Below are 14,827 nucleotides of genomic sequence, written 5' to 3'. Positions count from 1 at the left end.
CCGGCCGGATTGCCAATCCGAGAATCAGGCACGTTCACAGAGAACCACAGACCCATCACGTTTGGGAAGAGTCCGCCTCCATTCCGAGCGCGCGACGCGCTCCCAGCGCCATGGTGACCTGTACAAGATCTTTCGGTGACGACAGGTCAAGTCCCGTCAGGGAACTCGCTTTACGCAGGCGGTACACGACCGTGTTCGGGTGTACGTGCAACTGCCGAGCGGTGGTAGCTCGATCGAATCCGGAGTCGATGAAAGATTCGAGCGTCTCGAGCACGGCAGGATCGGACTCCAACGGCGACAACACATCTGCGAGGATCGGCAGCGCAGCGCTCGGGCGGGTCAGTTGATACTCGACTGCAAGATCCTCGAGACGCACGACCCCACTTGTACGGCCGTACTTTCGGGCAACGTTCAGCACCTCGCGCGCCTGCGACACCGCTGCGGGAATTGCCGGCGGTGCCGCGACATGTACGGCGGCAACCGTCGATGCACCGATGACCTTCTCGAGATCACCCAATCGTCGACACAATGAAAGATACTGCGGACTCGACGCCCAGTTCCCCTCAACGGGTTCCGATTCCACAATAGGAATCAGTACGGCTCCGCCATTGCTCCCGAGCACCCCGAGCGCTTTGTCACGCCCCACCTGATCGAGCTCTCGTTGCAGGTGGCGCACCTTTCTCCGCTCGGCGACGGCAGTGTCCACCTCGGTCGAGGACTCGTCGTCATTCCGTTCGACGTGCAGCGCCACCACCCAGTACAGGCGCGCCAACCTGATGCCCACATCGTCGGAGACCCGATCAACATCGACACCCGTCGAAAGTGCTACGAACAATGACCTTCGCGCAGAATCCTCGTCCGTCTGGGTGGCGTGGTCGGAACCGTAGCCGGCAAGAACCGCCGACGCGGAGGCCGCGGTGTATGCATTCAAGAGTCGTCCGGTGCGGGCAAGTGCGACACCGTCTTCCGGGACCGCCCATTCGCTGATGGTCTCCCACCACAGCCCGGCAGCCAGGTGATATGCCCGCAGCACCTCACCGAGCGGAACCAATTCCTGAGCCCGTTGGCGAGCCGATTCGCTGATGTCGGCGAGCAACTCGGGCGTCAGATCGGCGCCGGTCCGCAGCATCGAAATGAACAGTTCCAGATTGCGCCTCACGATGGTGGTGACGTCGTTACGCAATGCCTCGTCAGGGAGCAACCGGTAGAAGGTGACGTCGCGGTGGACCAGATCGACTGTCTCAATGACCAGTGGATGGGTGCGTTGCGCCAGTCGGTCGGCCAGAGATCTGCCACCAACCAGGATCGGCTCGAACGGCAGATTTTTGTTTCCTGACACAAAACCCTCCACAGAATTGAATTGCCACCACAAGGCCGACCTGCCTTTTTCCTATCACTATGTAACCCACGCCACTCACGAATTCACAATCAGCGGCGTAACTGGAAGTCCCACCTTCGACCAAGAGGAGCCTCGAGTGACGTGGAAAACGCGCAGCGCAGCCATTCTGGCAGGCGTCGTGGCTGCCGGTTCGATCGCGGCTCTCGGGACCGGTGTGTCGAGTGCCGAGACACCGGTCAGCACTATCCAGTACGTCGCACTCGGCGATTCCGCGGCGGCCGGCCCACTGGTCACCGCGCAGGACTCGTCGTCACCGGGCTGTCTACGATCACTCGACAACTACCCGTCCGTGGTGGCGCGAGAACTCGGCGCTCAACTCACGGATATGACCTGCTCGTCGGCGCGATCCGCCAACGTCACGGACACCGCACAATCGACGTTCTCCGGTCAAGTATCACCGCAGGCAACAGCATTGGGGCCTGATACCGACCTCGTCACCATCACCATCGGTGCCAACGACATCTCGTTGTTCCCGACAGTTCTGAGTTGCGTCAATCCACTCCCCGAACCCGCCGGAACGTCCTGCCGTGACAAGTTCACCTCCGGTGGCGTCGATCAACAGCGACAAATGATCGAAAATGCGTCCACAGGTTGGAGTTCTATGATCGAAGTCGCGCAGGATCGAGCACCTTCGGCGCGCATCGTCGTGGTCGGATACGGAACATACATCCGTGGTGGCGGCTGCCCCGGCACTCAGCCGTTCTGGCCGCGCGACGCCGACTATCTCCAGAGTGTGATCGACTACGGCAACACGGTCATGGCAGCAACTGCGGCCCGTCACGGCGTCGAGTACATCGACATCACCGAAACCACTGCCGGACATGACATCTGCACGGACTCTGCCACTGCTTACTACACGGGAATCGTCCCTAGCCAGCCGGCGGTTCCACTGCATCCCACTGCGGCCGGGATGCAGGCGATCGGCAAAACCGTCGCCGACGCTCTGTCCTGAGCTTCTCCCCCAGCACAATTCATTCAGCACTCGCGAAAAGGGTGGAACAATCATGTCAATTCAACGAGACGCTCCGCCGCTGCCGTCCGTCGACGGCGCCCCTGTCGGAACACGTGACAAACTTCTCGGCGGCACACTCGTCGCCCTGTTTCTCGCGAACATGCTCAACTTCTTCGACCGGGCGATCCCCTCGGTCGTTGCCGAGCCGATCAAGAACGAGTTTTCGCTCAGCGACTTGCAATTGGGATTGATCACCTCTGCATTCACCCTCGTCTACGCAGTCGCAGGACTGCCTCTGGGCCGGTTGGCCGACACGAAGAACCGTCCCAAGATCATCGGGATCGGACTCCTGGTGTGGAGCGGACTGACGGCAGCAACCGGTGCCGCCGGCAGCTATGTGCTGTTCATCCTCGCGCGTCTCGGCGTCGGTGTGGGCGAAGCGACCTTCACACCTGCAGCCAACTCGATGATCGGCGATATCTACCCGGCAGAACGACGCTCACGCGCACTTGGTGTCTTCATGCTCGGTTTGCCAATTGGCCTCATGCTCGCCTACTTCACCGTCGGCAAGATCGCCGAGGCATTCGACAGCTGGCGTGCACCGTTCTTCCTCGCGGCGATTCCCGGTGTCCTGCTTGCAGTCGTGCTCTACCGCATGGCAGATCCGGTTCGTGGTGGTTCCGAAAGTCCGGAGGCCCGCGCAGCCGCTGTTTCACAGGCACCGATCACCCGCCCGATCCGTCGTCTGCTCGCAATTCCCACGCTTCGTTGGCTCATCCTTGCCGGGCTGACGTTCAACTTCGCCGCCTACGCAGTGAATTCGTTTGTCGTCCCGCTGCTCATGCGCCAGTACCACCTGAAACTGACTGCGGCGGCATCGGTCACCGGCATCATCGTCGGAATCACGGGCCTGATCGGATTGCTTCTCGGCGCTCGCTACGCGGACAAGGCCAGCGCACGCTCACCACGCGCACGGTTGATGATCGGTGTCGGAACCTCGGCATTGGCGGCACCTTTGACGGCGCTGGCACTGTTGCAACACGGCGGAAACGTCGTGATGTTCACGCTCTTGTTCTCGGCCGGGTGGCTTCTGGCCTACGGCTTCTACATCAGCGTCTACCCTGCCATTCACGACGTCGTGGTTCCCAGGCTCCGCGGCACTGCGACTGCGTTGTTCTTCGCTGCCATGTACCTTCTCGGCGGATTCTCCGGACCGGTTGCCGTTGGAGCGATCTCGGACTGGTTCGCCAAGCGTGCACTTGCAGATGCCGGTACCGGGAAGTTGGCTCAGTACGCCGGCGACGGGTTGAACTCGGCCATGTATCTCGTGCCGATCATGTTGGCACTCACCGCGGTATTCATCTACCTGGCTACCCGCACTGTCGGCAAGGACTCCGCGCGCATGCAAGCGGAGCTGAGCCAGGCCTGACCGACAAGTTCACGGGCGGTGGCGGGACCCTGAGGCCCCGCCACCGCCGAGTTCAGTTGACCGTAATCGCCAGAGTCGACAACATGGACCGCAACATGTCCGGCAAGCGAGCGATCATTCGCTGCTCGGTTATCCGAACGGAGACGGGCGCGGCCAGCGTCGCTCGCCACAGTTCCGGTTGATTCTTCATCAGGTTGTTGTAGACCGGGAGCAACTGATCGTTGATGTAGGTCCAACGACCATCCCGGTCCGCCCAGTTGAAGTCCGGAAGCGGCGTTTGCACAACAGCATTGCCCACCGCGAACGAGAGCGGGTTCGACTCGCGTGGCGGCACGACGCCAGGCATCGACGGTGATGCGGCGAAGGTGGTCAGGTAAGTCAACGAGCGACCAACGCTGCCGCGGTAGGCCTTCGCCTCGTCCCACTGATCACCCACCGACTGGTACTGCTCCCTTCGCAGCAGACGCACATTGCCGTCGAAGACCGATTCCGGTGTCCCCGAAGCAATGTTGTTCCACGCGATACGGGCGTTCTCGTCGAGCAGCCCTGCGCGATCGAGTTCGGCGATGCCGTCGACACCGTCGTGAACCCACGCCATGTGCATGGGAATCAGGTCCGAGAAGATGTGTTTGCTCATCGCAATCACTCTCCCCTGGAACCACATCACGTCCTCGGGGCGAATCTCGTGGCCGACCTCGAGAAGTGCCGCAATGTCCTCGGGTGCTCCCATCGACGATGCAACCGGCGACCCGATGCGGTCGATCTCTCGCCAGACCAGTGCCATCGCCTCGCTGATCGCTTGGACTTCCAGCACAACCCGCCCGTAGTCCAAGTCGAGGAGTCCACCGGCGAAAGCGGGCCCGACCATTCCTCCCATACCTGCCCACTGCAGCTCTCGATGCTCGAGCTGGAGTCGCTCGTAGAACTGGAAAGTGTTGGTGAGGTTTCCGAGATTCGCGTGCACACCGTCGAACGGAGTCCACGAAGCGAGATCGATACCTGCCGACTCCGTCCCGACCGCGAGCCAGTACTGCTTGAGCAGTGTCTGATAGCGATGCGGATCCACTCCCGAGGCTCGGGCGGTATCCACCAAAGACCGCAGCGTCGCGGAATCCGATGGCAGAGAAGGATGCAGGCCGCCCGTGGCTTCGGCGTTTGCGTTCACTGCTTCCAGGTCGAGGTACCTGTCGAGCTCACCAGTACCCGCGGACGCCCTGCCTCCCAGTACGACGGCACCGCCGATACCTGCCGAAGCAACGAGAACCGTGCGCGCAAAATCCCTGCGCGTCAGAGACTTCCGCAAGCTCATCGTCCCTCGGCTTCGTCGAACGTCTTTGCCAGCCAGGCGATGTCCTGCATACCCAGCTGATCGGTCACCGTCTTGTACAGGTTGGTCACGTAATCGAGCGGCCCGCACTGCGACGGGAGCAGGTCCACGTTGCCGCCGTCTGCTCGATATGTCTGCGCCAATTGCTCTGCCTCACTGAAGGGAACGAGAAAGTCGTCCTCACAGGAAGAAATCAGAAGCTTGGAAGCCGGCGCCTGCTTTCCCAACGTGTTGTCCGCGTACGCCGCGGCCAGCGCAGGGATCGTTCGGGGCGAAGGGTTGGTGAGTAGGACGTCGAATGGAACGAATGGGAGTCCGAGGTAGAGCGCCTGGCAGGACGCGCGGAAGGCTGCGGCGACGTTGTGACCGATCGGAGTCAGATGATCGTCGAGCCGAACGTCGGGGTAGCCCGCGTCGAATCCGAGAATGCTCGAGAAGACGAATCCGGAACCGATCCCACCGGCCGCTGTTTCCTCGAACGTTGCCGGGTCGATCATCATCGCCTGAATGGCACTGGCCTGGACGTTCAGTTCCGGCGCATATTCATGGGCCTGTTCCGCGGCAAAGCCCGCTGCGACACCGCCTCCGGCGACACCGTAGATGCCGACAGGGGTGTCTGATTCGAGGCCACCTTCCGGAAGCGCGAGTGCTGCCCGAACGCCGTCGAGCGTTGCCTTCCCTGAGAACTGTCCGATCGAGAACGGATGGGGAGCAGTGTCGCCGTCGTTGCCGACGTCGCTCATCATCACTGCCCAGCCGTGGCCGAACATCTGAGCCACCGGGCCGAGCGCCGAGAACATCGCCGGGTCGCTCTGATTGCCGCCGGTCCACTGGTGACTTGGTGCGCAGTTCGCGCCGAGGCTGTCGTTCGCCTCGGCGTATCCGATGATCTTGCGATCACCTGGCGCAGTTCCGTCCTCGGGAATCATCAGAATTCCGGTGCTGATCACCTGCCGACCGAAGTGATCAGTGGTGGTGTACATGAGTTGGTGAGCCGAGACCACGTCGGGACGGACCTGGTAGACCTGCACGCTGACCGGACGCGCTTTGAGAAGAGTGCCGGGGGCGGTACCCGGCTCGATTTCGGGTTCGTCGAACCACGGATCATCGGACGAGAGCCCGAGTGGAGTCAATTCGGTGGAAATGTCAGCGCCTTGGAGTGCCTTCACGACCAACGGGTTGAACACGTCGGCCAGGTCGACGGTCTCCTGCGCACCAGCCGGCGACCCCACCGCAAACAAGGCCACTGCCAGGGCCGATGCCGTTCCGGCGCGCCATGACCACCGTCGCCACGTCGAGTCAAACATCGTTCACGAGTTCCTTACTTTCGGGTAATGAGCACCCCTACACTCCCATTCACCTGCATTAACAGACAAGTCGGGCACCCATCCGTTGGCCGAAAACCTCGATCGGGCTTAGGCTGACGGCACCTGTCCGGCAAGTCTGGCGTGGGAGGTTTGTCTGTGAGTGCTCCGACCCGTGTATCGCGAGCTACCGGCGATTCACTCCAAGCTCGACCGCGGCCGTCCAACATCACGTGCAAGATTCTGATGGCCGTGACAGGACTGATCTTCGCCGCTTTCGTTCTCGTCCACATGATCGGAAACCTGAAGGTCTACACCGGTGCCGATCACTTCGACGACTACGCACACTGGCTACGAACGGTGTTCGAACCCTTCCTGCCCTACGAGGGACTTCTGTGGATTCTTCGCATCGTCTTGCTCGCGTCATTGGTCGCACACGTCTGGTGTGCCTGGCTGCTCACCGTCCGCGGACGCCGAGCTCGAGGAAAATTTCGACGTAAAGGTCTGGGAATCAAGTCCTTTACAGCGCGCACGATGCCCGTCACCGGAGCTGTGCTGCTGCTGTTCGTCATTTTCCACATACTCGACCTCACGACCGGAACCCGACCCATCGGCAGCAGCGAGTACGAAGCGGCCACGCGCACACAGAGTTACGCATACGACAATCTGATTGCCAGCTTCGAGCGTCCGCTGGTGGCAGCGTTCTACATCGTCGCGATGGCTCTGCTGGCAATGCACCTCGCGCACGGGCTCTGGAGCGCGGTCAACGATCTCGGCGTGACCGGCCAACGACTGCGCCGGATTGGCGTTGCACTCTCCGGAATCTTTGCGCTCGCCGTGATGGTCGGAAACATGTCGATCCCCATCGCGGTCATGACCGGCGCCATCTCGAAGACAGGAGCGTCATAAGTGAACAGCTTCGAACTCGACGATCTGCGCAGCATCGGGACACCGGTGGACGGTAAGGTCCCGGCCGGCGATCCGGCGACGGCCTGGCCCACTCGCAAACTCGACTACAAGCTCGTCAGCCCACTCAACCGGCGCAAGTTCACGGTCATCGTCGTCGGTACCGGCCTCGCCGGCGCCGCCTGCGCCGCCTCCCTCGGTGAACTGGGCTACCACGTCGAGTCCTTCACCTTCCACGATGCACCCCGCCGTGCACACAGTGTCGCCGCGCAAGGAGGCATCAACGCTGCTCGCGCTCGAAAAGTGGACAACGACAGTCTCGCCCGCTTCGTGAAGGACACCGTCAAGGGCGGTGATTTCCGGGGCCGTGAGGCCGACTGTTTCCGTCTCGCCGAAGAATCCGTACGCGTCATCGATCACATGAATGCCATCGGGGCACCGTTTGCTCGCGAGTACGGCGGCACTCTGGCCACCCGATCCTTCGGCGGCGTTCAGGTGTCGCGCACGTACTACACGCGCGGGCAGACAGGCCAGCAGTTGCAGATAGCGTCGTCGCAGGCACTGCAACGTCAGATCGCAGCCGGAACGGTCAACCTACACACCCGAACCGAGATGCTCGATCTCATCGTTTCGGACGGGCGAGCACAAGGGATAGTCACACGCGATCTCGTGACCGGTGAGATCGGCGCCACCACAGGTCATGCCGTCGTACTGGCATCCGGCGGCTACGGAACCGTATTCCACAAGTCCACACTTGCGAAGAATTCCAACGCCACGGCCGCCTGGCGAGCGCACCGACGCGGTGCGTTGATGGCTTCACCCTCGTTCATCCAATTCCATCCGACGGCACTTCCCGTCAACTCCGAGTGGCAGTCGAAAACCATTCTGATGAGCGAATCCCTGCGCAACGACGGCCGGATCTGGGTACCGGCCAAGCCCGGAGACGATCGTGAGCCCGGCGACATTCCCGAAAACGAACGCGACTACTACCTCGAGCGCAAATATCCGGCGTTCGGGAACCTCTCTCCCCGCGACGTCTCTTCACGGGCCGCCCGCGAGCAAATCGACTCCGGTCACGGCGTCGGCCCTCTGAAAAACAGTGTGTACCTGGATTTCCGCGATGCGTTGGCACGGCTCGGCCGCAAGACCATCGAGGAGCGATACGGAAATCTGTTCTCGATGTATCGCGACGCCACCAGCGAAGACCCCTATACGGTGCCGATGCGCATCGCCCCCGGAGCCCACTTCACCATGGGAGGACTGTGGAACGACTACGACCAGATGACCTCCATCCCCGGCTTGTTCGTCGGTGGCGAGGCAGGCTGGGGATACCACGGGGCCAACCGCCTCGGCGCCAATTCGTTGCTCTCGGCATGCGTCGACGGCTGGTTCACCCTCCCGTACGCGATTCCGAATTATCTTGCGCCGCTGCTCGGATCCACTCCACTCGAACTGTCCGATCCCGCTGTGACGTCGACGCTCACTGACGTGAGGGGTCGGGTGGACCTGCTGCTCTCGGTCGGCGGAACACACGGCCCCGACAGGTTCCATCGACAACTGGGCGAGATCCTCTATGCGGGTTGCGGTGTCACCCGAACGGCCGAGGGCTTGACCAAGGCGATCGCCGAAATCCGCGCACTGCGAACCGATTTCTGGTCGAACCTGCGAGTTGCCGGCAGCGGAAACCAGTTCAACCAGGAGTTGGAAAGGGCCGGCAGGGTAGCCGATTTCCTCGAGCTCGCCGAACTGATGTGCGTCGATGCTCTCGATCGTGACGAGTCCTGTGGAGCGCACTTTCGTGCCGAACATCAGACTCCCGACGGCGAAGCGCAGCGAAACGATCAGGACTGGTGCTTCGTCTCCGCGTGGGAAGCCGCCCAGGACGGCAGACACGTTCGACACGACGAGCCGTTGTCCTTCACCGCTGTTCCACTGCAGACGAGGAACTACGTATGAAAATCACCGTGGACGTGTGGCGCCAATCCGGACCTGAGTCGTCCGGCGCATTCGACACCTACCAAATAGACGACGCGACGGTGGAGATGTCGCTGCTGGAGCTCCTCGACCGACTCAACGACCAACTCGTGGAGAGCGGCAACGAACCCATCGCCTTCGATTCCGACTGCCGAGAAGGGATCTGCGGGTCCTGCGGCATCACGGTCGACAATGTTCCCCATGGACCGGTTGCGAACACTCCCACGTGCCGTCAGCACCTGCGCAGCTTCTCCGACGGGGACCGAATCAAACTGGAGCCATTCCGCTCCGCAGCCTTTCCCGTGGTCCGAGACCTCGTCGTCGATCGCTCTGCGCTCGACCGGGTGCTCGAAGCCGGTGGATACGTTTCGGTCAATGCAGGAACCGCGCCGGACGCAGACAGTCAGCCGCTCTCGCATCAAAGTGCCGAAGCTGCACTGGACTTCGCCGCGTGCATCGGCTGCGGCGCTTGCGTGGCAGCCTGCCCGAACGGTGCCGCGCACCTCTTCACCGGGTCCAAACTGACCCACCTGTCTCTCGTCACGCAGGGCCGCAACGAACGTGGCAAGCGGGCCCGAGCGATGTCGCACCAGATGGAGGCCGACTTCGGGCCGTGCTCGACCTACGGTGAATGTGCGCAGGTGTGTCCCGCGGAGATACCGCTGACCGCGATTGCCGCTGTCAACAAGGAATCGATGCGATTCGGATTGCGGCGCAAGGACAACTGATCGTCACCAGGCGCCGATCAGCTTCATCCACGCGCCGCCGATGATCGTCCAGATCAGGATTATCACGACGCTCATCACGAAACCGATTCGGAACCACTCCGAGGTCTTGATGTATCCGGAACCGTAGATCACTCCGGCCGGACCGGACGCGTAGTGCGAGATACCGCCGAACAGGCTGCCGATGAAGCCGAACACTAGGGCCGAGAACAGCGGCGGCGCACCGGTTGCCACCGCCGCGCCGAGAAACACCGCGTACATCGCGACGATCTGCGCGGTGTTCGACGCAAACAGATAGTGCGCGTAGAAGTACACCAAGGTCAGGATCGCAAAAGCCCAGATCCACGGCAAACCGTCGACGCTCGAGGAGACCTGGGTACCGATCCACGAGATCACGCCGAGTTCTTCGAGATGGCTTGCCATACCGACCAGAACGGCAAAGAACACGAGCGTCTGCCACGCCCCGGTGTCGTGGACCAGGTTGTTCCACGTCAGCACCTTGGTCACCAACAGGATGCCGATTCCGACAAATGCTGTTGTAGTGGCGTTGACGTTGAGCTGCGAGCCCAGGCACCAGAGCACCAGCAGCAGAACGAAGGTGGCGGCCATGATCTTCTCGTTGCGGCTGATCGGACCTGCCTTGCGCAGTTCCTCCCTGGCTTGCTCGGGTGCTTTCGGAGTCTTCAACATCGTGGGCGGGAAGATCTTCGACATCACCCACGGGATCGCGATGAGACTCGCAATTCCCGGAACCGATGCTGCCAGCGCCCATTTGCCCCACGAGATGTCGATGCCGATCTTGGCAGCCGCATCGACGGCGACGGGGTTACCCGCCATGGCGGTGATGAACATCGCGGAGGTCACGACGTTGACTTGCAGCGACGTGAGCAGCAGATATGCTCCGAGCTTCTTGCGAGAGTCCTCGGGCTCGGGATTGGAGTCCTCCAACTTGCTCAGCGAGACGATGATCGGATAGACGACGCCACCCGCACGGGCGGTGTTCGACGGCGTCGCCGGAGCAAGTATCAAGTCCGTCAACGCCATTCCGTAGGACAATCCGAGACTCGACTTGCCGAGTTTGGTCACGAACATGAGCGCAACCCGTTTGCCGAGTCCGGTGACCAGAAAGCCCTCGGCAATGAAGAACGATGCGACAATCAGCCAGATCGTGGTGTTACTGAAGCCGGACAACGCTTCCGTCGGCGTCTCGGTCTGGGTGATCATGGCGATCGACAGGCCTACCAGCGCCACAGAACCCGTCGGCAGAGGCTGCAAGATCAACGCCACGATGGTGCCGACGAAAATTCCGAGCATGTGCATGCCCTTGGGATCCACACCGTCCGGAACAGGCATGAAATAGATGATCAAGCCGAGGACGACGGGCACCGCAGCCGGGTAGTACCGCCTGAGCACTGATTGTTTCGACGGCTCCGCCGGCGGTGTCGTCTCAGAAAAAGACTCAGTGCTTTCGGATTTGGCCTCGGACATTTGCATCTCCTCGACTTGTCGCCCCAGGTGATCGCCCCAGATGATTGTCCCCCAAACATCAGGTTTTCGTGCGGTCAATCCAAGTTCGAGAGAAATTGCCCGGAAGTACAGTCGTCCTTACGAGGCGCTGTCTCGCACCGACGCTTCAGTGGGAGAATGCCCATCTCTCGCAAAAGATTGTGCCAATCGATCAACAGAGGCGCCGGCGTGCTGCACGCTTGAATCTCGGAGAGTTGTTCAACCTGCTTCTGCGAAAGGTATTCGTCGGCACGATGTTTGGGTCAGGACTGCGCGGATTGCCGATCTCGACCGGATCTTCGCGCGTGATGTGATCCAATTCCGAAGCATGTCAGCCGACAGACAGACCCACGAACCGAGAAGATTCGTATCGGGCCGACGACTGGTTGCGCCATCTATTGTCGGGAGTGTGACGGAATCCGACGCCCACGAGGACTCGACCGACTCCACTGAATCGGCAGTGGCCGATCACCCGAGGAAACGTCCACTGTGGCGTGAGATTCTGATCCTCGTTGTCGTCGCACTTGTCCTGAGTGTTGTCATTCAGAACTTCGTCGGACGCATCTTTCTGATCCCGTCGGAGTCCATGGAACCGACACTTCACGGATGCACCGGCTGCACGGGAGACAAGATCCTCGTCGACAGAATCAGCTATCGATTCGGGGATCCGCAACCTGGGGATGTGGTCGTGTTCAAGGGACCCGAGTCCTGGAACGACGAGTACAAATCCATTCGATCCGACAATTCGATTGTTCGCGCGTTTCAGGGACTCGGGTCCATCGTCGGCTTGGTCCCGCCGGACGAAAACGACCTCGTGAAGCGGGTAGTCGCGGTCGGTGGCCAAACCGTACAGTGCCTGTCCGAGGAAGAGGGGCTTCGAGTGAACGGCAAGCCGCTGACCGAGCCGTACATCGACAAGCGCATTCCGGGCAACGATACCTCTTGTCAAGGAAGGTATTTCGGGCCGGTCACGGTTCCCGACGGGAACCTGTGGGTGATGGGCGACAACCGCGCCCATTCGAAGGATTCACGTTTCCATCTCGATGACGAACACAGTGGAACGGTGCCGATCGACAATGTCATCGGCAAGGTTCAATTGATCGTCCTTCCCTTCTCACGGTGGGGAACTGTGAGCTCGTTCGATCCGCAGTGACAGATCGAATCAACCAGGTGGCCCGCATCTTCGGACTGCACAGTCGACATGGCTCCGCTTTCGGACGATCATCGAGCGCATCTGTTGCCGAGGGTAGGAGAACCACATGCGCGCTCGACGCATCACCGCCAATCTCAAAGTCGCCGATGTCGGAACCGCCAAGAGCTTCTACTCCGACTTTCTCGGCCTGAGCACCGAAGAGTTCAACATGGGATGGGTCGCTCGCTACACCTCTCCCGACACCGGCGCGAACGTACAGCTCGTCACGCACGACGCCACTGCAGCCGAGGACTCGGTCATCTCAGTCCACACGGACGACGTCGACGGCGCCTACGAAGAGGCCCGCAGGCTCGGCTACGAAATCGTGCACCCCATAACGACCGAAGAGTGGGGTGTTCGCCGATTCCTCGTCCGGGCACCCGATGGCAACGTCGTCAACATCGTGCGACACCGGGACTGAGCAGCGGAAAGAACCCCATTCGACGTTTTAGGTCATTTGACCTAGAGTTAGGTGCATGACCGATTCATTGCAGTATTCAGCCGACGGCCCGATCCTCGTGGCCGGCGGATACGGAACCGTGGGCAGCGCCCTGACAGCGTTGCTCGCCCCCGACTTCCCACTACTCCTCACCGGACGCACCCCCGAGCGAGGCGACGAACTGGCCGGCCGTCACGGCGCTTCCGTCCGCCGCTGGGACCTCCTCGACCCGACACCCTTCGGCGCGTCCGTACGCGCGGTCGTGTCGACGGTCAACGATCCCCACGATCGTGTCCTGTCCGCCGCCGTCGAGGCCGGCATTCCGTACGTGGACATCACCCGCTGGACAACCCGCGTCGCTCGCGCCGCCACTCTGGCGGGTCAGAAGTCGCCGAGCGCACCGGTGTACCTGTCGTCCGGATGGATGGGCGGAGTCACCAATATCGTCGCCGCAGCGCTGGCCGAGGAACTGGGTGGCGCGAGCACGATCGACGTCTCGATTCGCTACGACGTCAACGACATTGCCGGGCTGGACTCCGTCGACTTCATCGATCGGCTCGGGCAGGATTTCGAGGTGATGCAGCAAGGAAACCCGATCACCGTCAGCCCGTTGACGGATACGCGCTGGGTCGACTTCCCCGGATCGCGCACCAAGGTCGGAAGAATCGACACTCCGGAACAATTCACGTTCCCCATGACCTTGGGCGCCGAAACTGCCAGCACTCGAATAGGTTTCAGTTCGAATGCATCCACAACTGCGCTGCTCGCCGCCAAGAAGGTGGGTCTGTTCCGTTGGGGTCGCGGCGACCGCTTCACACCGCTACGACGCGGACTCCTGTACTCGCCGGGCAAGGGCGGGAGCGCGCAAGTACGCATCGATGTCACGGGCCCGAGCGGCACGACAAGCGCGACAATCGTCGACCGGCAGGGCCAGGCTCACCTCACCGCGGTGGGCGGCGCGCTGGCCGTCAGACGAGCCTTGGCCGACGATGCCCGGCCTGGAGTCACTTTCCCCGAATCGCTTCCGAACCCTCGCCGCACCGTCTCCGAGTTGGAGAGCTTCGGGGTGGCAGTATTGCGACCATGACCCTCTCCAAGGGCGCCGCCCGTGCGGCAGCACTTCTCGACGCAGCAGAACAGGTCCTCACTACTCAGGGCAATGCCAACTCGGCAATGCGCGATTTCGCAGCCGCGGCCGGAGTGCGGGTAGGACATCTGCAGCACTACTACCCCACCCGTGCAGATCTGATACGCGCAGTGATGTCACGTGCATTGACCCGCTCACTGGATCGCCTTGCCGTCGTCCCCGATACGGATCAGAGCCTTTCCCGCGAGGAATCCGAACACTTCATCGGAGTCCTGCTCGGAGAACAGGACGACCAGGCCACGGTGCGTCTGTACGTCGAAGTATGGGCCATTGCAGCGGCGGACCAAGAAGTCGCGGTCGTGCTTCGAGACTTCTACGCCCAGTACATCGCACACGTAGAGCGCGCAGTCGCGTGTGCACAACCGGAGCTGGATGCGACTGAACTTGGCGCGACAGCGCAGACCATCGTGAGCCTGCTCGAGGGTTCCGCAATTCTCCGATCGAGAATCACCGGCCGAAAGTCCGAGGCTTCGGACCGAAAGCTCGTGGACACACTGCAGTACCTGATTCACGGGTCCTGACTCGGA

Annotated in this window: 13 protein-coding genes; 9 read left to right on the top strand and 4 right to left on the bottom strand. The window is 61.6% G+C overall.

Features of this window, described 5'->3' with window-relative positions; all coding sequences use genetic code 11:
* Nucleotides 1-55: 55 nt before the first annotated feature.
* The gene (locus QRN54_RS19945; RefSeq protein WP_218695701.1) at nucleotides 56-1,339 is read right to left on the bottom strand and encodes a PucR family transcriptional regulator; all 1,284 of its coding nucleotides are present in this window, start codon (nucleotides 1,337-1,339) and stop codon (nucleotides 56-58) included.
* A gap of 136 nt (nucleotides 1,340-1,475) precedes the next feature.
* Here QRN54_RS19945 and QRN54_RS19940 point away from each other — a divergent pair, with 136 nt between their 5' ends.
* A complete protein-coding gene (locus tag QRN54_RS19940; protein WP_218695700.1) occupies nucleotides 1,476-2,351 on the top strand; it encodes an SGNH/GDSL hydrolase family protein in 876 nt (291 codons plus the stop codon).
* A gap of 52 nt (nucleotides 2,352-2,403) precedes the next feature.
* Complete coding sequence (locus QRN54_RS19935; RefSeq protein WP_003942962.1) at nucleotides 2,404-3,780, top strand: spinster family MFS transporter; 1,377 nt, start codon at nucleotides 2,404-2,406, stop codon at nucleotides 3,778-3,780.
* A gap of 52 nt (nucleotides 3,781-3,832) precedes the next feature.
* On the opposite strand, the gene QRN54_RS19930 is transcribed toward QRN54_RS19935, so the two are convergent.
* Both QRN54_RS19930 and QRN54_RS19925 read right to left on the bottom strand, forming a co-directional pair.
* Nucleotides 3,833-5,089, bottom strand: coding sequence for a Tat pathway signal protein (locus QRN54_RS19930; RefSeq protein ID WP_285182929.1), 1,257 nt, complete (start codon nucleotides 5,087-5,089; stop codon nucleotides 3,833-3,835).
* Nucleotides 5,086-6,414, bottom strand: a complete 1,329-nt coding sequence (locus tag QRN54_RS19925; protein ID WP_030536062.1) for a lipase family protein — start codon at nucleotides 6,412-6,414, stop codon at nucleotides 5,086-5,088. Before QRN54_RS19925 ends, QRN54_RS19930 begins: the two co-directional genes overlap by 4 nt.
* Before the next feature lie 156 nt (nucleotides 6,415-6,570).
* Here QRN54_RS19925 and QRN54_RS19920 point away from each other — a divergent pair, with 156 nt between their 5' ends.
* The 3 genes from QRN54_RS19920 to QRN54_RS19910 are packed head-to-tail and all read left to right on the top strand — an operon-like array spanning nucleotide 6,571 to nucleotide 10,019.
* Nucleotides 6,571-7,320 carry a succinate dehydrogenase cytochrome b subunit gene (locus QRN54_RS19920; protein WP_099697147.1) on the top strand — a complete coding sequence of 250 codons (750 nt, stop codon included), beginning with the start codon at nucleotides 6,571-6,573 and terminating at the stop codon, nucleotides 7,318-7,320.
* Nucleotides 7,321-9,273, top strand: coding sequence for a fumarate reductase/succinate dehydrogenase flavoprotein subunit (locus QRN54_RS19915; protein ID WP_285182928.1), 1,953 nt, complete (start codon nucleotides 7,321-7,323; stop codon nucleotides 9,271-9,273).
* Nucleotides 9,270-10,019, top strand: a complete 750-nt coding sequence (locus tag QRN54_RS19910) for a succinate dehydrogenase/fumarate reductase iron-sulfur subunit (RefSeq protein ID WP_003943253.1) — start codon at nucleotides 9,270-9,272, stop codon at nucleotides 10,017-10,019. The genes QRN54_RS19915 and QRN54_RS19910 overlap by 4 nt, the downstream gene beginning before the upstream one ends.
* 3 nt (nucleotides 10,020-10,022) lie before the next feature.
* Here QRN54_RS19910 and QRN54_RS19905 read toward each other — a convergent pair whose 3' ends face one another.
* On the bottom strand, nucleotides 10,023-11,504 hold the full coding sequence (locus QRN54_RS19905; RefSeq protein ID WP_042446385.1) for an anion permease: 1,482 nt from the start codon (nucleotides 11,502-11,504) through the stop codon (nucleotides 10,023-10,025).
* A gap of 427 nt (nucleotides 11,505-11,931) precedes the next feature.
* On the opposite strand from QRN54_RS19905, the gene lepB reads away from it, so the two are divergent.
* The 4 genes from lepB to QRN54_RS19885 all read left to right on the top strand — a co-directional run bounded on the left by lepB (nucleotide 11,932) and on the right by QRN54_RS19885 (nucleotide 14,821).
* The gene (lepB, locus tag QRN54_RS19900) at nucleotides 11,932-12,675 is read left to right on the top strand and encodes a signal peptidase I (protein ID WP_042446389.1); all 744 of its coding nucleotides are present in this window, start codon (nucleotides 11,932-11,934) and stop codon (nucleotides 12,673-12,675) included.
* A 106-nt stretch (nucleotides 12,676-12,781) separates the two neighbouring features.
* Nucleotides 12,782-13,135, top strand: a complete 354-nt coding sequence (locus QRN54_RS19895; RefSeq protein ID WP_003942961.1) for a glyoxalase superfamily protein — start codon at nucleotides 12,782-12,784, stop codon at nucleotides 13,133-13,135.
* Between the two features lie 55 nt (nucleotides 13,136-13,190).
* Nucleotides 13,191-14,240, top strand: a complete 1,050-nt coding sequence (locus QRN54_RS19890; RefSeq protein WP_285182927.1) for a saccharopine dehydrogenase family protein — start codon at nucleotides 13,191-13,193, stop codon at nucleotides 14,238-14,240.
* Nucleotides 14,237-14,821 (top strand): TetR family transcriptional regulator, encoded by a 585-nt coding sequence (locus QRN54_RS19885; RefSeq protein WP_218680067.1) that lies wholly within the window; start codon nucleotides 14,237-14,239, stop codon nucleotides 14,819-14,821. The genes QRN54_RS19890 and QRN54_RS19885 overlap by 4 nt, the downstream gene beginning before the upstream one ends.
* The last annotated feature ends 6 nt before the right edge of the window (nucleotides 14,822-14,827 follow it).

Source organism: Rhodococcus sp. MEB032 (genome assembly GCF_030208925.1).
GTDB classification, from domain to species: Bacteria; Actinomycetota; Actinomycetes; order Mycobacteriales; family Mycobacteriaceae; genus Rhodococcus_F; species Rhodococcus_F qingshengii.
This window is presented reverse-complemented; position numbering and strand designations above follow the sequence as displayed.

Excerpts from the sequence above, each read along its gene's own strand:
- QRN54_RS19925 (WP_030536062.1), bottom strand. The coding sequence starts at position 6,414 with ATGTTTGACTCGACGTGGCGACGGTGGTCATGGCGCGCCGGAACGGCA.
- QRN54_RS19910 (WP_003943253.1), top strand. The coding sequence starts at position 9,270 with ATGAAAATCACCGTGGACGTGTGGCGCCAATCCGGACCTGAGTCGTCC.
- QRN54_RS19930 (WP_285182929.1), bottom strand. The coding sequence starts at position 5,089 with ATGAGCTTGCGGAAGTCTCTGACGCGCAGGGATTTTGCGCGCACGGTT.
- QRN54_RS19885 (WP_218680067.1), top strand. The coding sequence starts at position 14,237 with ATGACCCTCTCCAAGGGCGCCGCCCGTGCGGCAGCACTTCTCGACGCA.
- QRN54_RS19890 (WP_285182927.1), top strand. The coding sequence starts at position 13,191 with ATGACCGATTCATTGCAGTATTCAGCCGACGGCCCGATCCTCGTGGCC.
- QRN54_RS19935 (WP_003942962.1), top strand. The coding sequence starts at position 2,404 with ATGTCAATTCAACGAGACGCTCCGCCGCTGCCGTCCGTCGACGGCGCC.
- QRN54_RS19905 (WP_042446385.1), bottom strand. The coding sequence starts at position 11,504 with ATGTCCGAGGCCAAATCCGAAAGCACTGAGTCTTTTTCTGAGACGACA.
- QRN54_RS19895 (WP_003942961.1), top strand. The coding sequence starts at position 12,782 with ATGCGCGCTCGACGCATCACCGCCAATCTCAAAGTCGCCGATGTCGGA.